The organism is Roseomonas chloroacetimidivorans (genome assembly GCF_049629625.1).
In the GTDB taxonomy this organism is placed as follows: Bacteria; Pseudomonadota; Alphaproteobacteria; order Acetobacterales; family Acetobacteraceae; genus Roseomonas; species Roseomonas chloroacetimidivorans.
In genome coordinates this window covers 1-26,364 of sequence record NZ_JBNBZS010000071.1, presented here as the reverse complement: position 1 = coordinate 26,364, position 26,364 = coordinate 1, and the positions used below count along the sequence as shown (strand labels likewise).

Below are 26,364 nucleotides of genomic sequence, written 5' to 3'. Positions count from 1 at the left end.
GTCCGCCAACGCCGACGCCGCTCGACCCCGCTGATGATCTCCATCCCACCCACCTGCCCTTACCGACACTCTTACGAACGTCAGTAAGATCAGCGGGCACCCAGGCCAGGGAAGGCGGCCGTCGGCGAATGGGTACTAATCCGGCGAGGACGCTAGTTTGGCACTGGCTCTGGTTTCAGAGATCGTAGGCTGGTCGGAAGGGGGAGGGGGCGGCGCAGGATGAGCGGGCATGCAGGGTTAGCAGGCTTGGTCCATTCCCACTGAAGTGGTCCGTCCAGGTGGTGAGGTTCGGTAACTGTCCGTCAGACTGCCCCCGCTCAATCACTCAGACCACTGTCCAACAACTTGCCAGCACCCTTTGCCGGGCTGTACCCGCCTTCGATCAGGAAGAGGAGGGCCCCGCGCGCAAAGCGAAGCGCGGCTTACGCGGCAAGACGCGCAGGGCAGCCCTAGTTCCGCGAGAGGTTAAGGCCCGGGCGGCCTTAGCGGCGGCTCGTGTGGACGGGGCCAGCAGCCACACCGGGCGCGTCATCTGAGTTCAACTAATGGCTGGATCGATATCGACCCGGCTGCGTCGTCCGAGCAGACTGCGGGCCATACGGCAGAGCTGAGGAAAGTGCCAGTTGGCCCGTTCCTTCAGCCGCTTCATCTTGATCGTCTTCCGGATGATGTTCGCCGGTGTGCGATCAGCGGGTCCGCGCCGAGCCCAGGGTGTGCGGCTGGCGGCTTCTCTGTAGTAATCCTTGTAATGCGGCTCCTGCATGTAGAGCCAGGGTTTAGCGCTGCCGGTGTAGTGGACGATCTTTGGTGCCTCTCGAAGCTGTCGGAATGCCTCCTTCGTCATGCCCATCTCGGCAGCCGAGAAATCTGCGAAGTTGGGCTGGAAGTTCCAGCAATGATCGAGAGGAGCGATGCGTCCGCGGAAGACGTTGTTCAAAACATCCTGGTCATGGGCCGTCAGGGCACCGACGTGCTCGAGCGTGAACTTCAAAAGGGCCTTCGTGGCATGGTCTTCGCGCCACTTGCGGAGATTGATCAGCAGCACCCCTGCATTGAAATAGGTGTCATTCCTTCCAAACCCCGGATGGACGGCCCGATAGGGCTCCGGTACTGCGGCCGCATAGAACTCGTCGATCTCTGCTTCCCAGAGTCCGCGTAGATCATCACGAACGATGATGTCGCAATCCAGATAAAGGATCTTGTCGAGCGTGGCGTCGAGAAACTCCGCCGCGAACAGACGGAGATAGGAGGAGAGCGTGATGTGTTTGCCGACCGGCAGGTCAGCCTCCCAGCCCTTCAGATCGAAATCGATGAACTCGACGCTCGCGTTGCTGAACTGGCGGACCACGGTCGCGACCTGTTCTTCTGCGGCAGGGCTCCGGCTGGCAGAGCAGATAATCAAGTGAAACCTATTTCCGGGATTGCTGGCCAGCAGTGACGAAACTGTGGCGCCCAGATGGGGGAAGTATTGCTCATCGGCGCAAAACAGGACGGAGATGTTTGCCAACATACTAGCTCCTGCTGCGAAAGCGCCGGCGCTACCAAGCGCGGGCGGGGCTGACGAACTCAGTTCCTTGGTCGCTGAAGACTTTTGCCTGCTGGAAAGACTGTTCCACCGCACCAAGGAGGGCATCTCAACGCACCTCTGTCTCGGGCTTGGCCTCTTGTCTCCGCTTGCAGGCATTGGCCCCAAAATCGCGCCAGGACAAACGCTTCCGAAGTGGGTGCCGAATTTTTCGCCGCCCGTCCCAGGCCAGGATTGCGGATCACCGCAGCACGAGCCGCACGATACTGACATGTGAGCCCACCGTAAGGCGAAGGGTTTGGCCGTCGGGTGCCAGTTCGGAAAAGCCCATTCTGTCGTCCAGCCGGGCCACCGTGGCTTCTGTGGGGGGCATGGGAAGATGCAAGGTGATGGACCGGGGACGTACGGCCCGTTCGGAGAACGTCCTGACATCCCAGAGAGACTGGGCCACCCACAGAGCCAGATACCACGATCGGTCCCGCTTCTGCAGAAGGCAGGACATGACCTGATCCGTCTCCCCATCGAGCGAAAAGGCGAGCCGCCCAGGCTGAAACGGAGGGCCCGGGTCCGACAGGATCGAGATGAGCCGCTGCATCGCTAGGAAGGCCGGTTTCCTGCTTCCGTCATGGCGAACCCAGCCGAAATTGGCTTCGGCATCGTCTGGATTGGCTGCTTGGTTGAACAGCTCGTAATGAAAGGTGCGCCATACACCCGTGTTAAGATAATGCAGGAAGAGGCGGGGCTCGTACGCGGCCGCGACAGCCTCGCTGCAGCCGTGATTGCCGCCCGCCGCCTTGGCCCGTGCTGAAACCGCGTTGTTGTACCCGGCTTCTGTCGCCACATAGGGTTTACCGTCGCCCGCCACGGCGAGAGCCAGGCGATCCCGCGCGTATTGGATGCTTCCATATCCATGGTCGCCCCAGCCGCCCGTTTCCGGCAGGCGACCGCCGGGATAGGGATGGCAGTTCCCGTAATCCGCGTACTGCGCCTGTCCCTGGAATTTTGGGGCCTGCCCCGCATCGATCAAAGCGGAGGCGGCGACGGGAATATTTCTGGGCCGAGCGTAGGCATAGAGCTCCCGCTGATGGGAAACGGCCATCTCGGCATTCTGGCCCGGCGACTGACCCCAGCTTCCATCGGGCTCGTTCACCCCCTCCAGCATCGCCACACCTTTCAGGCCGATCCGGGAGAGGGTTGTTCCGAGTTGCAGTCCGGGAGATGTCTGAGGATTGGTGATTAGCGTGAGCCGGAACCCCGAATCGACGAGTTCCGCATGGCGCCCGACGAGCTTCAGGTCGGTGCCCAGGCCATCCCGGAGATGGCGAACCCCGAGATCCCGCAACGCCGGAAGGATGATGGTCTGCCAGTTTCGGCCGGAGACATAGCTGTACCCTGGCCAGGCATGGATATTGACGCCGATGCTGTCGACGAGGCGGTCTGCCGCATGAGCCTGCATCCCCGGCGCTTCTGCGTGCCCGACAAGCGGAAGCGTCAGCATGGAGCCTGTTAGCTGCCGCCGCGTCAGCACCCGTAGGGTCTCCCGTGATGGGTGGCGCATCCACCGGCCGTGCGGAGCCGGCCTGGTACCGTGCCGTGATCAGTGCGGCCCAGCAGCACAGCATCGGTGGTCATGAAGCCCGCCTCGGCTCGTCGGTCTTGCCTGACAGTATGCGCGCATAGACCTCCTCGAGCTTGTCGACCACCTTCTCCACCGTAAACTCATTCTGTATCCGTGCGCGATTCGCCCGGCCCATGCGTTCCTGCAACTCGGGCGATGTCACGAGCTTGATCAAGGCCTCAGCCAGCGCATCCTTGTCACCCTCGGGAACTTTGAGGCCGCCATTGTCATCCAGGAGATATGGCAGCCCGCCGGTATTGGTGACAACGAGTGGGCGTCCACAGGCCATGGCTTCTAGGGCCGTGGTCCCGAGAGGCTCGCCATGAGACGGCAAACAATAGACCGCGTGTTCCCGATACAACTCAGGGGCCTGTGCGCGCGGTAGGAAGCCGTGCATTTGGATGCGATCCCGGCACTCCATGCTGCCCACGATGCCGCGGACTTCATCCCACTCCTCACCCTTGCCGACGATGCTAAGAGTGGCGTCCGGAACAACCTGGGCGACACGCCTGAAGGCCTCGAGCAAGGTAAAGATGCCCTTCCGCCTCGTGACGCTCGTGTAGAACAGGATGCTCGCCGGGCCGCGAGTGGGTCGACCCGAGGACGGAGCGAACAGCGCCGCATCGACGCCGTGGTTCATCGGTATGATCTTGTGCTTCACCCCGCGGGGTGAAGCGATGCGGTCGAGCGCGGCCGGCGTGGTCAGCATGATCGCTGCCGCCTGCCTCTGTTGCAGATAGCAAATCGCCCGTCGGACGAGCCGGGCGGCGCCTAGGCGAATAGGGCCGCTGCCCATATCGGGCCACCGCGCGACATAGGTCCCGAGCAAGACCGGCAAACCGCTACCGACAACACTGAGTGAAAGGCCGGCAAAGACGGGATTCATCTGGTGCACCAAATCGATGGTGCCCTCCCGCCGTAACTTGTTGAGCAGAAGCCGCGAGCGGACCATGTACTCGATCCGGCCCGCGAGGCCCGCCCGCCCGGACTGCTTCACCCGATAGAGGGTCAAGTTGTTCGGGAAGGGGCGGGCGATATCGACATCGCGGCAGGCGACATGAAGGCGGTAGCCACGGGCCGCGAGCTCACGCAGGAAATCGCAGGCGATCAGCCCATCGCCGTGCAGGCGGTGGTCGGTGAGCAAATCAGATGGGTGAAGGACAAAGATTGATGGCTTGTCAGGCGTCCGTGGCTGTGTTTCCGCCAGCTCAGTCATCGCCGCCCTGCGATGACCTTGGCCCCTGCGTGAGCGGCCTGTAAAAAAGAGCTCTACGCGTCGCCCGAAGAAGCGGTTAGCGCCCTGATACGAAGACGGCAGCGCATGAAAGTCGAGCATCTCGGTTCGCTCCGTTCCTCACCTATGGTGATGCTGATTTCAGCTGAGCCCCACGTAACCTGCCCGGCACGGGCGTCTGCCGGCGGTGCGACTCACCGACACTCTTCTCTGAACTCGCCGCTCTAAGTCGCATTGCGCATACTCGGGTGGCGTAGGACGCCTGAGGAGATGCTGGCCAGGCTTCGGGGCCGCCCAGACGCGAGCCCGACTGCAAGTGTGAGCCATCCAAGGAAGCCCGCTTCCGCGACATGCACGGACCCCAATGGAATCTGCAGGAAGCAGACGACCGCAGCCGAGCGGAATATGACGGACCCAAGACCCGGAGTGAAGCGGCGCGACAGCATGGTGAAAATCAGCGCGGCAAGTCCCGCCAGGTAAAGCAGTCCGCCGAATAGACCCAGGGCCCGTATCGTATCGAGAATCCCGCTGTCCAGGAATGCGGCCCCCTGTCCACCAACCGAGGCCTGGTAATTCACCCCGAGGCCAACCCCGAGCATGTGGTCTCCACCATCAACGAAGAAGCGGACATACTGCATCAGGCGCTCTGCGCCGCTCTCGTCAGTCTGGAGGTCCGACAACGTCGCAAAGCGCTTGGCAAGCATAAACTGCACTTCGGGAACCAGCGCGAGCATGCTCGTTCCCATCACCACGATGGCCGCCCCGATGACAATCTTCACCTTGGCCCCGGGTGAACCCCAAAAGAAGACAAGGAGCAGCCCGAGACAAGTTGCAGCCCAGAGCGTCCGGTACATGCAGAGCGCCAGGCAGAGAGTGCATACAGCGACTGACAACCAGGATGGAAGCGCCCGCTGGCCCACGCTCAGCATAATGCCGACCATGAGATATGTGGCTAGCGCGCCGGGTGAATGCATGGGCCCAAAAACCCGTAGGCCGAATGGCTCCGGAACCCCGATGGAGTCGAAGCCAAGCTGCCGGACATTGATCACCCACTCCGCATCCCAGGGAAACGGCGATGCAAATTGCAGGACGCCGTAGACGGCCATCATTGGGGCTGCAACCAGCAAGGCGGTCGAGACCACCTGGCGCAGATCGCTGAGGCTCTCTCGGCTATAAAGCAGTGCGTGCACGGCGATCAGCGGCCCTGCTGTCCACTTAAGCATATCGACGAGGCCGAGCGTCAGCCGGTCCTGAAGAACTGCCAGCACTGTTCCGTAGAAAATCGTGCTCAGGACAAGGAAGAAGGGGACGGAGCCCAGATTCTTTCCTGTCCCGAGATACCGGATCGCGGATGCACCGGCCAGCATGCATGCAATATACGGAGCGACTAGGATCGTGCTGGAAACCTGGAAACCGGCTTGGTAGTCAGCCAAGCGGCGAACCAGAGAGCAGGCACAGAAGAGCCAAAGGCAGAAGCCAAAATACCAGGGCGAGCGCTTCATGTACAAGAAGCCGGCCACGAGAAACGCCATGGCGGGGTAGGCAAGCCGATTCAAGCTGGACAGCCCCGCGAGATGCAAGAGCAGCGGCAGCCCGAGCGCGGTTGCGGCGGACAGCAGCGCGCCCGGGCCTAGGAGTGCTGGGCTGCTCCACGACACGATCCATCCTCGGCCTACCGCGGGAGCGGCATTCTGGATGATCGCGCCGGCGTCGTGATTCCAGGTCTGCATCACAGGCGCGCCAGACTGCGGGCATAACCCGAGAGCTCCGCCCCGAAGGAGGAAAGTCCGGGCCGAGCAAGTTGAAGCGCTCTCGGCATGGCGAAGAGGAACATGGAGAGCTGGAGCGAGGTCGACAGGAGCATTGTGAGAGCGGCTCCCGGAGCCCCAAGAAGGGGAACAAGCGTGAGGAGGCCGACGCAGATCACGGCAAAGGACACAAGCTGTGCCAAGGAGGTGAAGCCAGGACGCCCCTTCGCCAGATAGAGCTGCGCGGTAACCGATGTCAGGCAACCGAGTGCCGCTTCCAGGACCAGAATCATGAAGATGGGCTGGGCTGCCCTGAACTCCGCCCCGTACAGTAGCGAGAGCGCAAACGGGCCCAATGACCATGCCACCAGTGCGGCCACGCCCACGAGGCAAAGAACCAGCCGGAAAACCCGGTTGTGAAGAACGCCAACGGCCTCCCCCTCCTGCTCCATCATCGCGGGAAGCATCACGGCACTCACGGCGGTGTGCACGATGCCCAGCAGGCGCGAGAGGCTGTACGCGACAATATAGAGCCCAAATTCCCTCGCTGGCAGCAGGACCAGCAGGATCAGCCGATCCATATGGCCGACGAGCGTACCAACGATGTTTCCGCCGGCGGCGCGCGCCATGTAGGAGGTGAGCGGCGGCAGGTACCTTGTCGCGTTCCGGAGCCGGACAGGACCGAGCGTGAAGAAGTATATGGCGAGACCAACGAAGCAGGCCACCGTCGCGAACCACAGGCACAGCACCGCTCGCTCTGCGGTAAGCGGAACCAGGCATGCCGCTGTGATCAGGGTGGTGCAGTAGAGCGCCGGATCCGCCCAACTCGCGATGTTGAAGCTGCGGAAGCGGCCGAACGCCGTCGCGGTGCTTCTGATGACAACGGTCAGGAGGCAGAGAGCCGATATGAACGCCGCCAGTGGGGCCAGCGTGGCCACGGCTTCAGCGTAGCGCTCTTTCAGGAAGAGCGGCATGAGAATGAGCGTTGCAGCGGCCGAAATGGTGCCGAGCAGCAGGCCTAGGATTGTAACGGAGCCAAGAACCGAGCTTCTCTCATCGCTCGGGCGGCTCTTGATTTGGTGCACGAGGGCCGCCGAGAGGCCAGAACTCACCAGTGCAGCGACGAAAGGCGGCCAAATCGAGAAGGCCGCGAACTCTCCGCGGCCTTCCGCGCCGAGCAGCCGCGCGGTCAGCACCCCGGTTATCAGGTTGAGAGCGAGCACGAGGACCTGCGTGGTCAGCGTCTGCGCAAAGGCGAAGACCGTTCCCTGGCCTCTAAGCACACCGCGAGCAAGGCGCGCCATGCGGCGGCCAAGTGCAAGATCCGCCTCGGTGGGGGGCAGGCCTGCCTCCTCGGCCCCGGCGGGCTCTGGAAGCATGACCTGCTCAAGGTTGCCTCTGCGTCCTGACGCTTTCTCTTCCGACATCCCCTAAGTCCTCGAATGGCTCAGCCGAGGAACTTGCCGCGGATAGCCTATCAGGCCTGCGTGCCTTGGATCTGCGGCATTCAGCACGAGGCCCGCGATCGGCAGGTGGGCGCCCCGGAAGGACCTGATCAGGGATGTGACCGCGGCGGCCGGGGTTGTCTCGGCTCTCACGACCAAAAGGGTTTCATCCACGCTCCGGCCAACGATAATCGCGTCAGCCACCGCGTTGAACGGCGCAGTCTCCAGGATGACGTGGTCGTAGCGGGCCCGAGCTGCCGAGAGCACCGGCTGCAGCCGCGCGGGGGTAAGCAAGTCCTGCGGCACCACCGCATCGCCCTTGGCGGCGAGGATGTGCAGAGATGAGACCGGGTCCAGCTGGACCGCCTGCTCCAGCCCCACCCGGTCCGTGAGCACATCGGAGGTGCCGAACTTGATGCGATGCCTGAACAGCGTTGCAGCGAGTTTTCCCTGCCGCAGGTCCGCTTCAATAAGCAGAACCCGGAAGCCGGAGCTGGCCAGGCTGCGTCCTAGCGCCAAAGCAACGCTGGTCTTGCCCTCTCCCGGAAGAGCGGAGGTTACGGACAGTACGGCCGGCAGACCGCCTTGCCGCATGGCGAGCATACTACGGAGGCGTTGGACAGCCTCGGCCGCCAGAGAGCCCGGCTCGTAGGCAACCTGGTTCGCCAGGGCGAGCGGCTCACGTGGTGAGCGCGGCAGTGCGGCGAGCACCGGAAGCCCGATCGCTGCCTCTGTTTCCTCGATCGTGCCAAAGCCCTTGCGGCGTCCGTCGAGCAGGAGGGAAAGTACGCTTCCGGTCCCGGCCGCGACGATGAATGACACGGCCAGAAATAGCTTCTTGTTCGGGAAGGAAGGAAGCTGCGGTGGCACGGCACGGGAGCTGAGCTGCGCGTCGGCCTGCTGGATCCCCACCTGGGTTGCGACCTGTTTCTGCCGGGCAAGCAGGCTCTCATAGAGGGACCGCGTGGCCGAGGCCTCGCGCTCAAGATCGCGCAGCCCGGCGCTGTCGCGTTCGGATTGCGCCAAGCGGCTCTCCAGGTTCGAAACGAGCTGGCTCAGCTCGGCCTCGCGTGTCTGGGCAATTGTTGCCTCCGAGGCGATGCTGCGAAGGATCGCAGTGCGCTCTGCATCGATCTGACGCCTTGTCTCGGCAATCTCCTCTCGCAGAGGAACGGCGAAGGGATGGTTTGGGCCCGACATGCCAGCGACCTCAGCTAGGCGCTGCCGTGCCGTGAGCTCCTGTTCGCGCATCCGCGCGATCACGGGCGAGGTCACGATTTCCGGGATGCTCATACTCCTGGCAGGGTCGCGTGCTTGCTGGAGGCGCGCCTGCCTGGCCACCAGGTCGGCCCTGGCGCGAGTCAGTTCGACCAGCGCTTCGGCCAGCTGTTGCTGGGCAACCGAGTTAGATCCACGGGCCGCATCGACGTTGAAGAGGCGGTGGTCCTCGCGATAGGTCTGGATCGCCTGCGTCCACTGGCGGACACGCTCCGACAGGGATGCGACCTCACGATCAAGCCAGGAAGTCGCGTTAGCGAGCGCCTGATCCTTCATCTCGCGCTGACGGCGGATATAGGCCTCGACGTGGCGATTGGCGATCCGGGCCGCGAGTTGCCGGTCTGAAGCCTCGAACGACACGGAGATGACGTAGGATCTTCCATCCGTGAAGACGCCCAGCCGACCGCGGTAGGTGGCCACGGTACGCTCGAAGATCTCCTCCGGCTTCGGGGGGGCGTCCGACTCCGACGGCCGAAGCCCGATAGCTATCATCGCCCGCTCGAACAGCGAGGGTGACGATCTGAACTCCGGGCTGTCGACGAGGTGGAGATCGCCAACCACCTGCCGTGCGATGCTGTCACTTCCCAACAGTTCAACCTCGGTCCGGACGAGGCTCGCGTCCATGGGGGCGCTGAGCTGTGAAACGGGCGCGCTCACTTCCGCGAACCTGATGGGCCGCGTGTCCAGCGTGACCAGCGCCGTCGCGCGGTAACGCGGCTGTAGATTGAAGATGAAGATGGCCGAAATTCCGACAATCAGCAGGACCCAGACGGCCATGAACCAGCGGTGTCGGTTGAGAATGGCCCAGAGGACACCGAGCGACATCTCGCTCGTCGGCTCGACCTCTCTTCGCGGGGAGGAGCGGGGGAAGGACACGGCGCTCATGCTGCAACCTCGCTAATTTTCATCGCCGGTCGCTGCTCCAGGGAGCAAGGACGCTCGTGGGCCAACTGCCGACTTCCGGTCTGCCGGGCGGCGTTCGTGTGCTCAGTGCAGCAGAATGCGCGCAGGCCAGATCCGCCCAGAACCTCTCGATTCCGAAATTCCGGCGAGCATGCTCCAGCGCGGACGCGCTCACCGAAGCATAGGTCGCCGGATCAAGCAGTCGTTGGAGCGCCTCGCGGAACTGGCCGGTATCGGCCGCGTGGGCCCCGACACCCGGATGCGGCATCATCTCCAGGGCGCCTCCAGCCGGATAACCGATCGCTGGAATTCCCCGCACCATCGCTTCCATGATGACGCGGGGACCGACTTCAGGGTGAACAGAAGGGGCTACTAGGATGTCGATACCATCAAATGGATCGCTGCCGTCCGCACGCCAGGAATCGACGCGGCAGCGGCCTTGGGCGACGAGCCGATTGATCCGCGGCTGTAGCCCGGCCCAGTAAGCCGCGCCCTCCGGATCGGCTCGCCCCCTCAGCAACAATGTAGTGGCCGGAAATTCGTCCGCGATGGACTCGAACCAATCCAGGAGGAGATGCGTGCCCTTGAAGGGATGAAACCGGCCGAGATAGCCGACGACTGGTTCTGGTGGCAGCGCTCTCGGCTCCGGCGCCACTTCCGCCTGAAGGCCCTGCCTGAGAAGCGACGCCTCCGCCGAGCGTTGGATCTGGTCAGGGAAGCAGATCGTCGATGCCGCGATGACGTGGGAGGCGGCCGAAGCTAAGCCTCTCCAGATAAGCCGCTCCGAACGCGAGAAGGGCACATCGTGCATGTGGACGACCGTTGGCGTTCCGTGCAGCAGGCGTGCAAGGCAGGCGCCGACATGCACCTTCAGGCCGTTCGCATGGACGAAGGCTGCCTCGGTCTCCCGCAGGAGGTCGGCAATCTGCTTGGCCATTCGGAACGCATCGCGGCTGACGCGCCAGGCCGTTGCAGCCCGGAGAGGGCGTCGGACGCTTTGAACCTCGCCGAGATCATAAAACCGGACAGGAACGCCCAGCGCGGCTGCATGGTCGGCCAAGGCCCCTGGGCCGGGAACGGCGAGGAGTGGCTGGGAGAACGGGCTGCGGAGCATGTCCAGCAGCACGTATTCCGCGCCGCCCTTTATCTCGGCGACGGCGGACAGGTATAGAATCCGAGGTCGCGCATCTCGGTCGCTCTCGGCTCGGGGCGGTCGCGAATAGTCGCTCCTGTATCTTGTTCGGATACTCATGCCGGCGAGCCCGGGACGGAAGCGAGGTCGACGCGTCTGGCGGAGACTGCGCGAGTACCGACGTTCGCTGTCCATTCCGCTTCAACAGGCGCGGCCGGAAGAGCCGGGCTTGGGATATGGTCCCGTTCGTTCAGGGCGTTCTCCACGAAGCGCGCGAACTCCTGCCGGAAGCGGTGCTCGCCGAAGCGGCTCGCATTGGCGACGCAGGCTTCGGTGCTTATGAGATGCTGGTTCTTCTCGAACCGTCCGACTGCGGCGATTATGGCGGGAACACTTTGCTCCTCGAAGAAGACGCCGGTCGGAGAACTCTGCTCAAGTCCTCGGACGGTCTCCAGAAGGCCGCCTCCGCGGTAGGCAATGACGGGAGTGCCGGCAGCCTGCGCTTCCACCGCCGAGATGCCGAAGTCCTCGATTCCGCCGAAAAGAAAGGCCCTCGCGCCGGCCAGGAGCTTCGCCACGACCTCGTCCGGCTGGAAGCCGAGCACCTCGACATTCGGAATCCTGAGGGCTTCGATGCGCTTCAGGTCCGGGCCGGTACCTACAATCTTGAGACGCTTCTCCGGCATCGCGGCAAAGGCCCGGGCGAGGAGATCGGTGCGCTTGTAAGGAACGAGCCGTCCGAGGGAAAGATAATAGTCCTCCTTCTCGGCCCCGACAGTGGGCCTGACGGCGACGGGCGGATGGATTACGGAAGAGCGCCGACGGTGCGTGTGCCAGAGGCGCCCGGCAATAAAGGCCGAGTTCGTGGCCACGGCATCCGGGCGCTGCGCAGCGACAAAATCCCACATCCGGGCCCGGTGGAGAGCATTGCGCGCGATGAAGCTGAGCAGCCCGCGCGCGAGACCTGCTTCTTTCAGGTACTGGTGCTGCAGGTCCCAAGCATAGCGCATGGGGGAGTGAACATAGGACACATGCACCTGGCCTGGGCGCGTCAGCACGCCATAGGCTACGCTGTGATGGCTTGAGATAACGAGGTCGTAGCCAGTGACGTCCAGCTGTTCGACCGCCATGGCCCAGAGGGGAAAGAGCTTACGGTAAGACCGTTGGATCCCCGGTACACGCTGAAGGAAGGATGTTTGAACCGTCCTTCCGCCGAGGAAGGCGCGTTGGCCCTTCGGCAGCACATCAACCACGGCGAAGACATCCGCAGAGGGGAAGACAGCCAGGATCTGCTCAATGACGCGCTCCGCACCGCCATAGGCGGACATTGAGTCGCAGACGAGGGCAACCTTCATGGAAGCACTCTTTCAGCCGCCATTTGGGGCGCGATCAGGAGGGGGCGGGTTGCTGTGCAGGATCGCTTCATGGGCACTTCAATCCGCCTTCAGCGTGACGAAGCCGCCCGCTGCCGTGCGCAGGATGATCTGGATGTCGAGCCAGATGGTCCAGTTCGCGATGTACCAGAGATCAAGCTCGACGCGGCGAACGGCCTTTTCCATTGTATCGACCTCACCGCGGGAGCCATTCACCTGCGCCCAGCCGGTGATGCCTGGCTTAACGCGGTGGCGCACGGGATACTCGGCTACGGCTTCAGTGTAGTATCGGTCGGCAATCTTCATCTTGGTCGCGTGCGGGCGCGGTCCAACGAGCGACATCTCTCCGCGCAGCACATTGATGAGCTGAGGAAGCTCATCAATGCTCAGGCGCCGGAGGATACGCCCGAACGGCGTTACCCGTGGATCACGGGCGAGAGTGCGAGCCTCGCCAGTGACGTCCCCGCGGTCGAGATACATGGTCCGGAACTTCCAGATCTCCACTGCGCGCCCGCCGAGTCCAAATCGTACCTGCCGGAACAAGGCGGGGCCTGGGGTTTCGAGACGAACGATCAGGGCGGTCAGAAGAAGGAATGGTCCAAGGATGCCCAGAGCGGCTGAGGCGCCGACGAGATCGACGAAGCGCTTGCTGAGGCCGGATGTGCCAGTCAGCAGGTTAGGCACGACCTCGATCACCTCTGGCAATGGTGCATAGGTCGGGCCGAAGTTCGGTGCCATGTAGATGCCCGCAGGAAGATCGGCCAAGCGGTTCAGGGTGGCGCCGAGGCTTTGGGGTGGGACGGCCGTGAGGACGACCGTCTCCACATGTCCTTCCTCCACCATCCGACGAAGGGTGCTCAGGCTTTCCGGCGCCTCTTGATCGAAAAGCGCGACCACGGGTCTTCGCCTTGGCCTTGTGAGAGAACTGGAAAGCTCCTGAACCGCGGTGCTCTCGCCTACCAGGGCAATCCCGCCTCCGTCCAACGCCCAGCCGGAACGCCAGACAAGGGTACGAAGAACCAGGACCGAAGCGACGGAAGGCACCGCCCAGGCACTCGTCTGCCAGAAAGTCTTTTGTCCCGCATAGGCCTCGCCAAGAAGCAGAAGGGTGAAGGCGGCAGCAACACTCAGAGCAGCAGAGAGCGGCGAGCAATGCCTGGCGTTGAGAGGGTGCGCATCCGCTGCGGCGAGAGACTGCCGTATTACGACGGCAGCGACGAGGATTCCGGCCGTCCTCAATGCGATCCGATCCGAAGCCATCTCCTCCTGTGCGTAGTTGCTGATCGTCACGGCGAAGGCGACGATGAGCGTGAACTCCGCGGCAAAGGAGAGAATACAGACAGTCTGCCGGAAGTTGATGTTGCGAGCGGCCCGCTGAACGGCCGGATAGGCGGTGAAGCGAAGATGTCCATGGGAGTCCCGGTCAACGTCCCAGAGAAGGCTCCGGGACGCATCGGCCTGGTCGAGCGAGAGCAGCGTCTCGTCGGGCATCCTGTCCATCGTGAACTCCGGCAGCGGAAGCCGCGGGCGTGGCGCGGCTGGCCATGCTGCAGTGCGTGGCGAGCCGCACGTTAGTCGTGAGGGCCTGCTGCTCAATAAAGAAATGTTTGAGATGCTGCTTCGCGACGTCGCGGTCGGCTGGGCCCTTTCTACTCAGAGGCGAGTAAGGAAAATGCCGTGGGTTACACGCAACGAAAGTCGAACTCGTTATACTACGGTCGCGAAGGGGAGGCCGGGTTGTTGTAGGGAATCCCGTCCTGTTTCCTGCTTACTCTCACTCTGGAGCGCCGAAATCCGCCGTGTGAATGTCAGATCGGTTTCGAACCAAATCCCAGAAAATGAGATGAATCGCCAAGTAAGAGGTGGTTCGCGGAGCGATTGCACGAATGCGTGAAAGGGGCGCTCGTGAGTGGGGCGATGCCGTGGGCTAGCGCCGTTCGGGACACAGTCACGCTGAGGCGTCATCAGGATGGTGAACCGCGGGGGTGAGGGGGTTCGCAAGAAGGCGTCGCGAATTGGCGTGAGCGTATAGTATATGAGAGAGCTTCTATGGCGTTCATCGCCTTTGCAGTCAGACCGCTCCACGTCTGGAGGGTTGAACCCTGCCCACTTTGTTCTGCACTCCTCTGCGATATGGCCGGGGAAGAAGATCCTTTGTGCTGTTGCGCTGCTCCGGCACGTGGTTCTCCAGAACAGGGAGCTTCCTTCTTTGAGGTGCGGCTAAGGTGGCGAACTCGGTGCCCATGCGGGAGGCTATCATGGGATAGAAGCAGCGACTCTCAGACCTCTCTATACCGGCGTCACATGTGGCTTTTGCCTACGCGTCCTTTGGTGCATGAAGCAGCGGATATGTCGGTGCATGGCGAGAGCCTGGCCTGAGCATTCCTCTGTCTGCCTTAGGTTGAACGGCGCTCGGTACCTTGAAAGTGACCGCCGTTGAAAGGAACGACTGTGAGGAACGGTTTCGAAATGGATCTTGCAGACGGCCCGTTCCAAGAGCAGACCGGTTCAAACCGCCGGCCGATGCCGCACGCAAATCTGTTCAAAATCGGAAATGGATGGTTTCCGGAGCGGAAGGGTGGGGCGGAGAACGTGTTCTACAATCTATTTTCTGGCCTAGCTGCGGCTAACTTCACGGTACGCGGCCTGGTGCCGAGCTTGGGTCGTGCCGAGCAGGACACTGAGGGCAGGCTCTCCGGTTTTGCGGGCGGCCGCTCCTCGCTTCACCGAGCTGTCGAGATACGCCGGCTCGCGCGGGCCAGCTTCCGGGTTACTCCTCCCGATCTTGTCGCGTCTCATTTTGCGCTTCACACGATTCCGATCCTGGACCAGCTTTCCAGGCGCCCGCTGGTCGTGCACTTCCACGGGCCTTGGGCAATGGAAAGCGCCGCGGAGGGAGCTGGCATGGCCGCCGTTCGCGCTAAGAAGGCCATTGAGAGTCTTGTCTACCGGCGCGCGCAGCGGATTATTGTTTTGTCGCGGGCTTTCGGGGACATCCTGCAGAAGGACTATGGTGTTCCGTCCTCCGTCCTCTCTCTTGTGCCGGGCGGCGTCGATTGTGATCGCTTTAGCTCCGCGCCGACCCGCGCAAAGTCACGTGAGAAGCTGGGCTGGGATCCCGATCGCCCCGCACTGTTCACGGCTCGGCGCCTGGTCCGTCGCATGGGGCTGAACCGGCTGCTCGAAGCAATGTCCATCCTGCGTCGCTCGAAGGTTGCAGGAAGCCGCGACGTCGTCCTGCACATAGCTGGATCGGGCCCAGAGCACAAAGCTCTGGAGGCGCAAGCGGAGGCCCTTGGGCTAAGCGACGTTGTACGTTTCGACGGCTTCATGCCAGACGATCAGTTGCCGCTGGCCTACCGGGCCGCTGACATGACCCTGATGCCCAGCGCGGAGCTAGAAGGCTTCGGGTTGGTGGCAATCGAGTCCTTGGCTGCCGGTACGCCTGTTCTGGCCACCCCCGTCGGTGGTCTGCCGGAGGTCGTGTCCGGTCTCTCGGAAAGGATGCTGCTCGGGGGGACCGACGCCCGGAGCATCGCGGATGGGATCGCCGCCGCCCTCGAGGACACCTCTTTCCTACCGAATGGCGAAGCGTGCAGCCGCTATGCCCGGGACCATTTTGATTGGCGCGTCATTGTTCCCAAGGTGGCACAGATTTATCGTGAGGTCCTGTGACTGGTAGCTAGCAGGCGGGAACGGGCCCGCTCGGGCCCTCCGTGTCGTGGTGCATGGACTGGGCTTGAGGCAGCTTCAGGACAAAATGAGAGGCGGCGCCCTGTGACCAACCAGGGACGCCGCACTGGCCCGCCAAAGCCCATCAGGATCGTTGGCCCGCATTCCGAAGCAGCGACACCGGATCGCGAACTGCCCAGCCTGCGTAATGCCGACCGGCACGATCGATGAAGGGTTTGTGAGGGGTTTCACGCGGAGACGGGGCAGAGGGCCACAGATGCGAGCGACGCCTGCCCCGTCCGGGTGACCGCTAGGCCGCTCAGGCGAAGAGAAGATGATCGAAGCTGGCCATACCTCCTGAGTTCATCGCGACCTTCAGATCATGATGTGCCGACCCGAAATCGATTGCCTCGACATACAAGTTGCGGTCCGTACCGGCCGTTCCGCCATAGGCATCGTTCAGGAACTCGATCTGAACCTTATGCTCACCCGGGCTCCAGATGCCCTCGAACGAGAAATCCTGCACCTGCTGCTGGGAGTGAAGCGCGGTCACTGTTTGGACACCGCCGAGCTGAACGCCATCGACCCATAGCTTGAACTGGGCGTCACCGTTCCATGCATCCTCGGACATGTGCAGTACGAGCTTGGAGGCAGCGCCCTCGACGAAGGAGAAGGCCTCCGTTCCGTTGATGGTCCCCAGTGCGCCGCCGGCAATCGTCTTGCCGTTCAGCGTGGCGCTTTCGACATGCAGGTTGCGATCCGTATCGGCGGTGCCGTCCCAGGCATCGTTCAGGAAGGTCACCGCAACCTGGTGGCTGCCGGCTGACCAGTCGCCCTTAATCTGCAGGTTCTCGTACTGGCCGGCACCCTTGATGGCGTGCGCGGTCAGGATGCCGCCGATCTGCTTGCCGTCCACGCTGACGGTGAACTGAGCGTCGCCCCGATACGCGTCCTCGGAGATCTTGAGCACGAGCGTGTCCGTGCCGCTGCCCACCGTCTGCGTGCCCAGGAGGCCGGTCGCCAATGACTTGGCCACAGCGAAGGAGAAGGCCTCCGTTCCGTTGATGGTCCCCAGTGCGCCGCCGGCAATCGTCTTGCCGTTCAGCGTGGCGCTTTCGACATGCAGGTTGCGATCCGTATCGGCGGTGCCGTCCCAGGCATCGTTCAGGAAGGTCACCGCAACCTGGTGGTTGCCGGCCGACCAGTCGCCCTTGATCTGCAGGTTCTCGTACTGGCCGGCACCCTTGATGGCGTGCGCGGTCAGCGTGCCGCCGATCTGCTTGCCGTCCACGCTGACGGTGAACTGAGCGTCGCCCCGGTACGCGTCCTCGGAGATCTTGAGCACGAGCGTGTCCGTGCCGCTGCCCACCGTCTGCGTGCCCACAAGGCCTGCAGCGGGGGCGGTGAGGGAAGGGGCGTTGGGTACGGGAACGGCGGTGAAGCTTCCAGCCGGGCCCACGGTTTCCACGATCAGTGGATGGTCGGTGAGGCCGAGCACGAGGCTCGAGACATTGTGGTAGGTCGTGACCGGACGCTCACCGACCAGTGGGTCATAAACATTCACCGTGCTGAAGTTCGCGCCGAGATTTACGGTCACGTTCTGGGCCGCCACTGTCAGATCGCGGCTGTTGGCATCATCCCAGATGACCGGTTCATTCCAGACCAGGATGTCGAAATTTCCATTTGCTTCCTGCATCAGCATGTGGTGCCCGGCACTGGGCAAGCCAGACACGCTGTAATTCAGCGTTCCCGTCGTGAAGGTCGCTGCGTTCGATGCCGTGTCCCCGAGGATGGATGTCAGGTTGTGTAGAGCGACGGCGGCAGGCTTGGCGGAGCCGTCATGGCGGAACAGGCCGTAATGCTGTTCTTGATCTTGATTCTGCGGATCGGCGAATTCGTCCTGGAGCTCGTAGAGGAAGGTCCGCACGACCCCCTGCTGATAGGCGTCCATCAGGAGGTTTAAGGTGTACTTGGCCTGTACTGTCTCGCTCACGCCTTGGTTGCCGGGACCGCTTCCATTGGTTGGCAGTCCGGTCTCCGTAAGGAACATGCGGTCGCCCGGCGTCATGGTATTCGCCATGTCGATGAACTTCGCCAGGTGATCTGCCGGCGGCGTGCCAGCCGCGAAGTACACATGCGCGTTGCCGTAATCGTTAGGAGCGCTGTTATCGCCATATGGAGTGAAGCCGCTTTGTGCCGAGGCGGCAACGGAGAAGCCGATCAGCGGCTTGTCCTTGAGGCTCGCTATCGCTTCCAGGCGCTGGTTGAGAGCCGCCTGCTGGGTAACAGCGGCGCTGACACCGGTCAGCCCATTATAGGTCACGGGCCAATAATTGACCTCGTTGGCGCCTTCGACGGTTGCAACATAGGGGGCCAGCTTCGTCAGATTGGCCAGCTGCGCATCCAGCGACTCACCCTGACCGCCAACCATAAGGTCGAGCTTGATTCCAGCCTTGCCGAGCTCAGCCAGCGGCGCAACCCACCCAGACCAGGACGCTCCATCCCGCACGTGATGGAGACCGAGATAGTCGAGCTTCGTGACGACAGAGGAAACGTTCCCGTAGGGGGTATCGAAGTAGCCCATGTGCACGTTAATACCGACTGCATCGATAAACGCGCTGACGCGGGCGGGCGCTGTAGAAGAAGAGGACACGGTCAGATCTCACATGCTTTGAACTAGGCAAGCGCTCGCCTATCACAAAGTCGTTATATTCGATCACATTCTCGTGGCAACTGAAAGTTGTGCGCTGCCGCGAATCTTCTTCTGTGAGAATATTGAAAAAATGAGACCGCGCCGTTCGACGCTAAGGTCGAGGCTCTGCTGAGGCATTTCGCCCTGGAGGTGCCGCAATCGCCGGGCAACCGCGCCGTGGTCAGGTTTCCTCGCGCGGTGCCTTCGGTCGCGTCGCGGCCTTGAACTCGGGGCGGGGCTGGGAACGATGGGCCCTGACCTTGCCCTTCTTGGGCGGGGTTGAGCGAATGGCCCCCTGCAAATGTCTAGGCACCTTACAGACGTGACACCTGTCGCTGATCACCGTGCTCTGGCGGGCCACAGCGATGTTGGCGTGAATTAGGGAACGGTCGCTTTCGGCTCGGCGCGGTGTGGCCCCCAGGCCACAGGCCATTCGGGGCCGGCCGAATTCAGTTGGAAGAGCCCCCGTTGCCTTCTATATCCCGGAAATAACGTCTTCGTGAGTGGCCGGTGCGATGACACCTCAATCACTGGTGGTCCTCTGTCGCAAGGTTCCGGCAGCTCCCCATTTTCCTGGCACCCATGTGTTTTCAGTTCGCGTCGATGATGTCGGGCCGCAGGAAGCGCTCAACCGCATCGCCGCACGTGATCCGGAGGCGGGCTTTGCCTATGTACTGGCCCCGAAGGCTGACGGGTTAGTGGCGCTCGAGCGCAGGCCCGAGCTGCGCAAGGCCTATAAGGGCGCGTGGCTCTCATTGTGCGGTGGGGGGGATTTTCGGCGGCTCGCCCAACGTCGCGGCATTGCACTGAAGACGGCAACGGCAGAAGATCTCACGCGGCTTCTGTTCGAGCGCGTCATCACCCCCGATACGGCTGTGACGGTGATCGGCAGTGCACCGGAGACGGTCCGGCGCCTACGCGCCCAATTCGGCCTTACTCGGCTGGCGCATTTTTCGCCGCCTTCCGGCTTCGTCCGGGACGCCATCACGGCCGAGGCGTGCTTCCAGTTCGTTCAAGACAACCCGGCCCGCTTCGTCCTGATCTGCCTAGCGTCACCGTGGCAGGAGCTTCTTGCAGCGCGGATCGCGGCTGATGGTCACGCGACCGGCCTTGGCCTCTGTATCGGCCCAGCCCTGGACGACATCGCCGGGGTAAAAGGGCGCCTACCGGCCTGGATGCGGTTCGCGCAATGGAAGCTTCTGCGCCGTATGGCCATGATGCGAATGAGCGATGGCGGAAGCCCTTGGCCCAAGAGGCTCTTGCAGCGGCGGTGACCTAGGTCAGCCATCCTCAACCGTAGCGAAAGCGGGTTTTGGCGCCACTTACCGCATGGCCAATGCCGTTCCGCGGCGGCCGTTACCGGCAGGCCTGGGCTGTCCCAGTGCGATGGCCCAGGCCTGCATATCCACGCCCTGCCGCTTCGCCGGCGGCCTCGCTCGGGACCATGCTAGAGCCATCTGATCGACCGGGCTCTGGAACGCCGGGGGCCTGCCGGAACTAACAGGGCCGCCGCGTGACCGGCGGCCGGCAGGTCTCGCCTGCGACCAGGCCTCGGCCAGCTGCTCGGCCCGGCTCTCTGCCTGAAGGGACTGCGGCCCATCCGGCCAGGCGGCAGCGACACGGGCGCGATATGGCTCGGCCAGGTCTCTGGTCGATGAATGATACCGGCCCACCGCCGTTCCCCAGTTTCCACTCGCTCTTTGAAGCTGCTTCAGGAAACGAGCGGCGTACCGAGCATTATCGACGGGATCGAAGGCCTCCTGTACCGAGCGAAAAGCTATGGGGTGATGGTACAGGTTCACCTGCATGCAGCCGACATCAACGACTTGCGCCCCTCGTGCACGCATTCTCTGTAATTCGGCCACTGCATCCTCGCGCGTTGCAAAGAAGCGGCCTTCTCCTTCGGCATTGATGGTCCAGGGCCACGGGGTGGGAGCGCCTGTGGCGGGGTCCCGGCGTCCCGATTCCACCATCGCGATAGCAAGCAAGAGGCCGGGTGGAATTCGCTCGGCGACCTCTGCCGCACCGATGGCGGACCGGCACATTTCCCCAGGACTGGGTGGCGCCGCCGGCCTGGCCGCGGCAAAGCTCGGAAGCTGCACGACGAGCAACAGCCCAATCCCGCCCAGATACCCTGCGTTCGCAGGCGCCGGCCGCTCCATCAGAACCTCCGCTCGAAAACATTCACCACATCCCCAGGGCGGAGGAGCGCATTGCGTTCGGCTCGGTATTCCCGCGCGCGCCCGTCCTCCCCAATCCGGGTGACGGCGACGTAGTCAGTCAGTGCGCGGTAGTTGAAGCCGCCGGCAACGGCCACAGCCGAGAGGACGGTCATGCCGGGCTGGTAGGGCGTCTGCCCGCCGCGCTCCACCATGCCCAAAACGAAAATGGGCCGATACTCAATGATCTCCAATGCCACGGAGGGCTGCGTGAACAGTCCACGCTGACGCATGGTGGTCTCAATGGAGCGCCGAACCTCGTCTGTCGTGCGCCCACCCGCAGGAACGGTGCCGACCAGAGGTAGAGCGATGACGCCGGTGTCCGTGACCCGGAAGTCGCCGGTCAGGCGCGGATCGTTGAAAACCGTAATCCGTATTTGGTCTCCTGGCCCAAGGCGGTATGGCGCCGCCGCAGCTTCGGGCAGGCTGGGGAGGTCCGCCCCGGGGCCGGCACAGCTGGCAACCGCAAGGAGCGACGGGATGGCCAACAGAAAACTCCGCCGGCGGCTCACTGCCTGGTCGGCAATTCCGGGATGAGGTGGCGGAGCGTACATAGATTCTCCAATCTCACGATGTGACCTCTATAAACCCTCACTCGCCCAGGGTGTGCAGCCTTCGGCAATGCTGGCGCGGATGTGTGCGGATCTCGGTAATATCCTCGCAGGCGGGCAGGGCAGGGGTCAGAGCGCAAACTTCATCCGCAGCTGCAGCACGTTCTGATCGAATTCACGGGTGCTGGCCGGAGCCTCCAGACGCTCATAGCGTTGATAGCTGGCCCAGACCGACCAGTTGCGGTTGATCAGGAACTGGAGCCCGATCATTCCGGCGGCGTCCGTGACCTTTTCGCTTGGGCTCTGATATTCCAGCCGCTCGGCGCGCAGTTCCCCACTGAGAATGATATTGCGCCGAAGCTCATGATCCACGGCGAACCGGATCTGGGTACGCGTGTAGCTCGTCGCATCCGCGCGGATGGATTCTTCGATTGTCCGCTGGGCAGCCAGGGTGAAGGTTGTCAGCTGCGAAGGCAGATAGGTGATTTGACCTTCGAAGGCTGGCCCAGAGAGGCTGCGCAGGGTGGGATCCTGGTAGTCGCGATGCCGATACCCAGCGGCGAAGCGTACTTCCCATAAGCCGGTCAGGTCATAGCGCACACCACCCAGCACTTCCCAGGTGAACGAGTCCTGCCCCCTGCGGTCGCTTCTCCGGTAGTTGATATCGGTAAGCCGGGTCGTGAGCGTTACCGCCCGTCCGGGCACGAAGCTATATGCCATCTCCGTTTCGCCCAGTAGCCTGTTATGGTCGCGCCCTGAACCGATGGTGCCGAAAGCGGTTCTCTCTTCCTCATCATACCGAATGATGCTGTACTCGACCGCGTTTCTGATCGCAACGCGGTTGAGGCCGGCCGTGCCGGTGAGCCTCACGCGGTCGCTGTCATAAGGGATCGGGCGGGTGAGCGATCCCTGTTCCACGTCGAAGCTCGTCACGTCCAAATGATTGCGGACATGGCCGTACTCGAAACCTACGGATGAAGCGCGGCCAATATCATAGCGTCCGGCGAACCCTACGCCGAAGTCGTTCCAGTTCAGGTCGTTGCTTCGGATGTGCTGACGCGCGGCCTGCGAGGCGGTGATGCCGAGGGCTTGTCGGGTCCAGTCGCTGTTCAGGTCAAGCCGGAAAGCATTATCGACGAAGCCATCGGAGCGCCCGGGCATGGTGTTCGGCGCGACGTCGTCACTGAAACCCACCCCGGCCTCAGCGGACCCATGCAGGCGGAATCCACCGAGTCGTACACCAAGCGGATCGTAGTCCGGGCGCGATCGGCTCGTCACAGTGGTGCCCCGGGCTACCGCGTTAGGTCCCATTGCTAGGGGCGAACTCTGGGCACCCGCCGGACCCTGGAAAAGCGGAAGGAGAGCCGCTGCTCCTGCCAGAAGGGGAAGGCGTGCCGCCCACTTCGTCGCAAACCAGGTATACGGCGACGTGAAGCCATCCAAATCGCCCCTGGAGGAGCGGAATGGCTGGGACAAGCGACGATCAGCGTGCAATGTCTATATCCCGGTAAGGATCAAGGCCCGGTGAGGCTGCTGTTGTTCCACCCCGGCAGATTGCGGCGGAAGCCGAGCCGATACAACAACCGGAATGATCTTCTCCTTCTTTAGAAGAGGAATTTGTCCTATCTCGCGCGCTTCCGCCGCAGCGCCGGGGCAAGTCAGGTGCTCGCCACTATTTTATGACCGGAATCCGGCCCGGGATGGGCAGTATCGGCAGGGGTAATCCTCCCTGCTGTGGTATTCGCGATCCTCGTGGGTGGCTGTAGGGCTGGTCTGTTCAGGCGCTGCTTTGCCGGCCGTGATCGTAACTGCCCGCCGCAGCGAGTGACTAAAGGAAGGATTCCCAACTCCTCCCGTCCCGATCTGCGCGCGGCCGGGTAGACGATCGCTTAAACCGATGTTGTTGAGCGCGGCGGGGATCGGAAGAGACCGTGTCGCCAGGTGCCGAAAACAGGAGGACTCCTGATGCCGAACCTAGTGGAAGCCGGCAGCTCTCACGTTCCACGCTATGCCGTAGTCTTCAAAACTCACACCTGGGACGGGTTTATATTGCGTCAGTTCCAGCGGTACCGCGATGCTCCTAGGACTGGCGACGCCTTTATTGTTGCCGATGAGACGAACGGTCCCATCGGGCCCATCGAGCACGATCGCGTGCTGCGCGCCACGGATGCCGACCTGATCGCGATGGGCCTTGCGGACAGAGCCGAACGAGGTTCACTCATCTGGTGGAACACAGACTACCCACATTACTTATTTGCGTCCAAGTTTCCGCAGTATGATTACTACTTGTTTGTAGAATACGACACGGTCATCAATTGCGAGATCGACGAGTTGATACGCTGCGTCTCGGCGGCAGGAGCAGATTTTGTCGCTCTTCCAACGCGCTGCTCAAAGCTGGACTGGCAGTGGACCTGGCATCATCTTGCCACATACGACTTTGACTCGATTGAAGGATCGCTGAACTGCATTTCGATCTGCTCGAACAGAGCGCTCCGTCATTTCATGCAGCGCCGCCTGGAGATGTCCCGGCAGTCCTCAGCTGGAGAAATTGCATTCTGGCCGTGCAACGAAGTGTTTCTTGCGACCGAGGCAAAGATGGCCAATCTGAAAATGGCTTCTCTGAGCGAGTTCGGTAATGCGGATGGATACGAGTGGTATCCACCCTATCTGGAGGAAGATCTGGAGGACTTCCGGGATCTTACATTTCTGCACCCGGTGCTCGACGAGCCACGCTATATGACCAGCATTTTGCGATTCAGCTGGCTTACTGACTACTTTTCAAGAGGCAGCCGGCTTGCCGGAGCGTTGAAGCGCTTCCCGAAATACAAGCCCCTGGTCGCAAGAGCCTTCTGCCGGCGACTTGTCTTCCGCACCCATGAGCGCTGGCAGAACGCCATCGCCAAGTTCCGGGTGCGCCCGGCAACCCTTCTGAGCCACCGGTTTGCCAAACCAGCGACAATGAACCGATCGTAGTACTCGCGCGAAGACCTTCGGGCGCCGCGGCTGTCGGGCCGGTAGGTGCCGCCAGAATGTGGGACCGGGGCGGTGCGCCCAATCGGATCCGGCCCAAGCGGTAGCTTGACGAGGTCGTCCTCGGAATTTTTGCCGTGACGCACGCCGAGGAAGAGGAGGGTTTCGCGAGGAGGATCTGCGGCTGCGTCAGACTGCGGCGCCGGTGAAGGCGGGGCGCTGCCTGACCCGTCACTAGGCGGGAACCAGGGTTTCGGTCAGCGTGCTCCAGGCGGCGTCGCGCAGGTCGCGGCGCATGGCCTCCTCATCGGTCCAGCGGGTCTCGGCGGGGAGGCGGATCGCCTCGCAGCGCAGTGTCAGCGTGTTGCCGCGGAAGGGCCACGGGTCCAGCGACCAGCGGGACATCCCCTGTCGGACGAGCTTCATCTTGCGGGTGCTGCCATCCTCCATCGGGGCCTCCCCGGCCTTGTCCGGATCGGTGAAGCATAGGGCGAGGGAGAGGGCGTCGGTCACTGCGATCAGAGCTGAGTTCCTCTCGACCTGATCGGGCGTTGCGCCGAGCCTGGCGATCCAGCCCGCCTGGAGCGCGTCCTCCTTGGTGGCGTTGCGGTCGATCGCGGCATGGTCGTCCGGCGGCAGGCGCTCCGGGTTCATGTACTCTGTGTAAATCCGGGTACCGTGCAGAGAGATGAGCAGGGCGGGCCAGAGACCCCAGGCGGCGCGGGCCAACTCCACGCCCCGCGCCCACATGGGGGCATGGACCGCCGCGCCTAGCTTGGTGAAGGCGTGGGGCAGGCCGGTTTCCGGATCGAGGGTCGGAGCGGCTTCCCAGGACAACCAGGCGATGTCGTGCTGCCCGGCTGCGAGGATCACCTCCGGTGCCGGATCCGGCTGGGCGAAGGCGGGGGCGCCCCAGGCGGCCATCATCTGGCCCGAGAGCAGGGCATGGGAGGGCTGGGGGATGAGGAGGCGGGTGCCGCCCTCGGGGCGTCGCAGGATCATACAGCGTCAACGCGCGAGCGGGGCATTGGGAGACGACATGCCGGCCTGCACCTCGGGCCAGTCGGGCCACCGTCAACATTTGCTCGGAACGGGACGCCGCTGGTGATCTCAGGGCCGGGAGGCTGCTGCCGCTACTGGCCGGCGGGCTGGCGCGCGCACGGCGGATGTCATGGCGCTGCTTGGGGGCGCAGAGAGTGGACCTTGTGGCCGGAGCGGCGGCTACAGTAAGGCGGCAAGCACATGGGGCTGGCCCCGCGGTCCTGACTGCCTCCTCGACGTCGGCCACTTGCTGGGCGGCAAGGTTGTCGAGCACAACCCCCTCGCCGGGCGACAGCAAGGGCGCGAGAGACTATTCGACATAACGGGGAGGACGTCCCCGGTCATGGGCCTGTCTAGCACGAGCGGCGCGGTCATGCCGATGCTGCGGAGCCCCGCGATGAGGGTGACCGTATGCCAGTGGCCATGCGGGGCAGTATCGACCAGGCACCTGCATCAGGGGCCCCAGCCATAGCGCCAGACCATGTTGGTCGCTGCACCGATCTGGTTCGAGGAACGCGAGGCGCTCGGGGTCCATTTGGCGCTGCCAGATGCGCCAGCGCCTGCGATGGTGGGTGGCTACTGCATCCGGCCGTGGAGTGGCCCCCATTTCGACCGGACACCGGGCGTAGCCCCGAGGGCCTAGGCTTAAGCCTGGGCATACGCCTATGCCGAACGACTCGACACCCTGGGCGTGGCCCGCTCCAACCTGGTCGAGCAGGTGCGCGGCCGCGCGAAGCCCCGGGGCCGCTACCGGCGCCAGGGCGACGACGAACTGCTGGCGGCCATCCGCCAGCTCACTGATGCCCGGCCCACCTACGGCTACCGCCGGATCACCGCCCTGCTGAACCGCGCCCGCCGGGCCTCGGGAGCCGAGCCCCTCAATCATAAAGGGTCTATCGACTGATGCTGCGGGGCGGGCTGCTCCTGCAGCGCCACGGCATCCGGCGGCCGATCCGGGCCCAT

The 26,364-nt window shown here is 63.1% G+C and carries 19 protein-coding genes; 5 read left to right on the top strand and 14 right to left on the bottom strand.

Going from position 1 to position 26,364, the window contains the following annotated elements:
- Positions 1 to 538: 538 nt before the first annotated feature.
- From ACO1BU_RS29000 to ACO1BU_RS28970, 7 genes are all read right to left on the bottom strand, one after another.
- Complete coding sequence (locus tag ACO1BU_RS29000) at positions 539 to 1,507, bottom strand: glycosyltransferase family 8 protein (protein ID WP_424139445.1); 969 nt, start codon at positions 1,505 to 1,507, stop codon at positions 539 to 541.
- Between the two features lie 259 nt (positions 1,508 to 1,766).
- The gene (locus ACO1BU_RS28995) at positions 1,767 to 3,023 is read right to left on the bottom strand and encodes a hypothetical protein (protein WP_424139444.1); all 1,257 of its coding nucleotides are present in this window, start codon (positions 3,021 to 3,023) and stop codon (positions 1,767 to 1,769) included.
- Positions 3,024 to 3,153: 130 nt separating this feature from the next.
- Positions 3,154 to 4,479, bottom strand: coding sequence for a glycosyltransferase family 4 protein (locus ACO1BU_RS28990; protein WP_424139443.1), 1,326 nt, complete (start codon positions 4,477 to 4,479; stop codon positions 3,154 to 3,156).
- A gap of 122 nt (positions 4,480 to 4,601) precedes the next feature.
- Positions 4,602 to 6,107, bottom strand: coding sequence for a hypothetical protein (locus tag ACO1BU_RS28985; protein WP_424139442.1), 1,506 nt, complete (start codon positions 6,105 to 6,107; stop codon positions 4,602 to 4,604).
- On the bottom strand, positions 6,107 to 7,504 hold the full coding sequence (locus ACO1BU_RS28980; RefSeq protein ID WP_424139441.1) for a lipopolysaccharide biosynthesis protein: 1,398 nt from the start codon (positions 7,502 to 7,504) through the stop codon (positions 6,107 to 6,109). The genes ACO1BU_RS28985 and ACO1BU_RS28980 overlap by 1 nt, the downstream gene beginning before the upstream one ends.
- A 51-nt stretch (positions 7,505 to 7,555) precedes the next feature.
- Positions 7,556 to 9,733 carry a GumC family protein gene (locus tag ACO1BU_RS28975; RefSeq protein ID WP_424139440.1) on the bottom strand — a complete coding sequence of 726 codons (2,178 nt, stop codon included), beginning with the start codon at positions 9,731 to 9,733 and terminating at the stop codon, positions 7,556 to 7,558.
- 19 nt (positions 9,734 to 9,752) lie between these two features.
- Positions 9,753 to 10,688 (bottom strand): glycosyltransferase family 4 protein, encoded by a 936-nt coding sequence (locus ACO1BU_RS28970; RefSeq protein WP_424139439.1) that lies wholly within the window; start codon positions 10,686 to 10,688, stop codon positions 9,753 to 9,755.
- Positions 10,689 to 10,799: 111 nt separating this feature from the next.
- On the opposite strand from ACO1BU_RS28970, the gene ACO1BU_RS28965 reads away from it, so the two are divergent.
- Positions 10,800 to 10,922: a hypothetical protein gene (locus ACO1BU_RS28965; protein ID WP_424139438.1), complete on the top strand. Its 123-nt coding sequence runs from the start codon at positions 10,800 to 10,802 to the stop codon at positions 10,920 to 10,922.
- A 77-nt stretch (positions 10,923 to 10,999) separates the two neighbouring features.
- On the opposite strand, the gene ACO1BU_RS28960 is transcribed toward ACO1BU_RS28965, so the two are convergent.
- Positions 11,000 to 12,238, bottom strand: a complete 1,239-nt coding sequence (locus ACO1BU_RS28960) for a glycosyltransferase (protein WP_424139437.1) — start codon at positions 12,236 to 12,238, stop codon at positions 11,000 to 11,002.
- A 78-nt stretch (positions 12,239 to 12,316) separates the two neighbouring features.
- Positions 12,317 to 13,756, bottom strand: coding sequence for an exopolysaccharide biosynthesis polyprenyl glycosylphosphotransferase (locus ACO1BU_RS28955; protein WP_424139436.1), 1,440 nt, complete (start codon positions 13,754 to 13,756; stop codon positions 12,317 to 12,319).
- A gap of 969 nt (positions 13,757 to 14,725) precedes the next feature.
- Between ACO1BU_RS28955 and ACO1BU_RS28950 the strand changes: the two genes are divergently transcribed.
- Positions 14,726 to 15,931 (top strand): glycosyltransferase family 4 protein, encoded by a 1,206-nt coding sequence (locus ACO1BU_RS28950; RefSeq protein WP_424139435.1) that lies wholly within the window; start codon positions 14,726 to 14,728, stop codon positions 15,929 to 15,931.
- Positions 15,932 to 16,247: 316 nt separating this feature from the next.
- On the opposite strand, the gene ACO1BU_RS28945 is transcribed toward ACO1BU_RS28950, so the two are convergent.
- Positions 16,248 to 18,581, bottom strand: a complete 2,334-nt coding sequence (locus ACO1BU_RS28945; RefSeq protein ID WP_424139434.1) for a carbohydrate-binding domain-containing protein — start codon at positions 18,579 to 18,581, stop codon at positions 16,248 to 16,250.
- Positions 18,582 to 19,123: 542 nt separating this feature from the next.
- Between ACO1BU_RS28945 and ACO1BU_RS28940 the strand changes: the two genes are divergently transcribed.
- A complete protein-coding gene (locus tag ACO1BU_RS28940; RefSeq protein ID WP_424139433.1) occupies positions 19,124 to 19,894 on the top strand; it encodes a WecB/TagA/CpsF family glycosyltransferase in 771 nt (256 codons plus the stop codon).
- Between the two features lie 48 nt (positions 19,895 to 19,942).
- On the opposite strand, the gene ACO1BU_RS28935 is transcribed toward ACO1BU_RS28940, so the two are convergent.
- The 3 genes from ACO1BU_RS28935 to ACO1BU_RS28925 form a co-directional block, all read right to left on the bottom strand.
- Positions 19,943 to 20,665 carry a lytic transglycosylase domain-containing protein gene (locus ACO1BU_RS28935; protein WP_424139446.1) on the bottom strand — a complete coding sequence of 241 codons (723 nt, stop codon included), beginning with the start codon at positions 20,663 to 20,665 and terminating at the stop codon, positions 19,943 to 19,945.
- A gap of 116 nt (positions 20,666 to 20,781) precedes the next feature.
- Positions 20,782 to 21,327 carry a polysaccharide biosynthesis/export family protein gene (locus ACO1BU_RS28930; RefSeq protein ID WP_424139432.1) on the bottom strand — a complete coding sequence of 182 codons (546 nt, stop codon included), beginning with the start codon at positions 21,325 to 21,327 and terminating at the stop codon, positions 20,782 to 20,784.
- A gap of 192 nt (positions 21,328 to 21,519) precedes the next feature.
- The gene (locus ACO1BU_RS28925) at positions 21,520 to 22,701 is read right to left on the bottom strand and encodes an outer membrane beta-barrel protein (RefSeq protein ID WP_424139431.1); all 1,182 of its coding nucleotides are present in this window, start codon (positions 22,699 to 22,701) and stop codon (positions 21,520 to 21,522) included.
- A 654-nt stretch (positions 22,702 to 23,355) separates the two neighbouring features.
- On the opposite strand from ACO1BU_RS28925, the gene ACO1BU_RS28920 reads away from it, so the two are divergent.
- Entirely contained in the window at positions 23,356 to 24,363 is a 1,008-nt protein-coding gene (locus tag ACO1BU_RS28920; RefSeq protein WP_424139430.1) for a hypothetical protein, read from the top strand.
- 231 nt (positions 24,364 to 24,594) lie between these two features.
- Here the strand turns inward: ACO1BU_RS28920 and ACO1BU_RS28915 are convergent, their stop codons facing one another.
- Positions 24,595 to 25,362: a DUF3891 family protein gene (locus tag ACO1BU_RS28915; RefSeq protein WP_424139429.1), complete on the bottom strand. Its 768-nt coding sequence runs from the start codon at positions 25,360 to 25,362 to the stop codon at positions 24,595 to 24,597.
- Positions 25,363 to 26,092: 730 nt separating this feature from the next.
- Between ACO1BU_RS28915 and ACO1BU_RS28910 the strand changes: the two genes are divergently transcribed.
- Positions 26,093 to 26,305 carry an IS3 family transposase gene (locus tag ACO1BU_RS28910; protein WP_424139428.1) on the top strand — a complete coding sequence of 71 codons (213 nt, stop codon included), beginning with the start codon at positions 26,093 to 26,095 and terminating at the stop codon, positions 26,303 to 26,305.
- Positions 26,306 to 26,364 lie beyond the last annotated feature (59 nt).

Excerpts from the sequence above, each read along its gene's own strand:
- ACO1BU_RS28995 (WP_424139444.1), bottom strand. The coding sequence starts at position 3,023 with ATGCTGACGCTTCCGCTTGTCGGGCACGCAGAAGCGCCGGGGATGCAG.
- ACO1BU_RS28990 (WP_424139443.1), bottom strand. The coding sequence starts at position 4,479 with ATGCTCGACTTTCATGCGCTGCCGTCTTCGTATCAGGGCGCTAACCGC.
- ACO1BU_RS28985 (WP_424139442.1), bottom strand. The coding sequence starts at position 6,107 with ATGCAGACCTGGAATCACGACGCCGGCGCGATCATCCAGAATGCCGCT.
- ACO1BU_RS28980 (WP_424139441.1), bottom strand. The coding sequence starts at position 7,504 with ATGCTTCCAGAGCCCGCCGGGGCCGAGGAGGCAGGCCTGCCCCCCACC.
- ACO1BU_RS28975 (WP_424139440.1), bottom strand. The coding sequence starts at position 9,733 with ATGAGCGCCGTGTCCTTCCCCCGCTCCTCCCCGCGAAGAGAGGTCGAG.
- ACO1BU_RS28970 (WP_424139439.1), bottom strand. The coding sequence starts at position 10,688 with ATGGCCAAGCAGATTGCCGACCTCCTGCGGGAGACCGAGGCAGCCTTC.
- ACO1BU_RS28965 (WP_424139438.1), top strand. The coding sequence starts at position 10,800 with ATGGTCGGCCAAGGCCCCTGGGCCGGGAACGGCGAGGAGTGGCTGGGA.
- ACO1BU_RS28960 (WP_424139437.1), bottom strand. The coding sequence starts at position 12,238 with ATGAAGGTTGCCCTCGTCTGCGACTCAATGTCCGCCTATGGCGGTGCG.
- ACO1BU_RS28955 (WP_424139436.1), bottom strand. The coding sequence starts at position 13,756 with ATGGACAGGATGCCCGACGAGACGCTGCTCTCGCTCGACCAGGCCGAT.
- ACO1BU_RS28950 (WP_424139435.1), top strand. The coding sequence starts at position 14,726 with ATGGATCTTGCAGACGGCCCGTTCCAAGAGCAGACCGGTTCAAACCGC.
- ACO1BU_RS28935 (WP_424139446.1), bottom strand. The coding sequence starts at position 20,665 with ATGTGCCGGTCCGCCATCGGTGCGGCAGAGGTCGCCGAGCGAATTCCA.
- ACO1BU_RS28925 (WP_424139431.1), bottom strand. The coding sequence starts at position 22,701 with ATGGGACCTAACGCGGTAGCCCGGGGCACCACTGTGACGAGCCGATCG.
- ACO1BU_RS28920 (WP_424139430.1), top strand. The coding sequence starts at position 23,356 with ATGCCGAACCTAGTGGAAGCCGGCAGCTCTCACGTTCCACGCTATGCC.
- ACO1BU_RS28915 (WP_424139429.1), bottom strand. The coding sequence starts at position 25,362 with ATGATCCTGCGACGCCCCGAGGGCGGCACCCGCCTCCTCATCCCCCAG.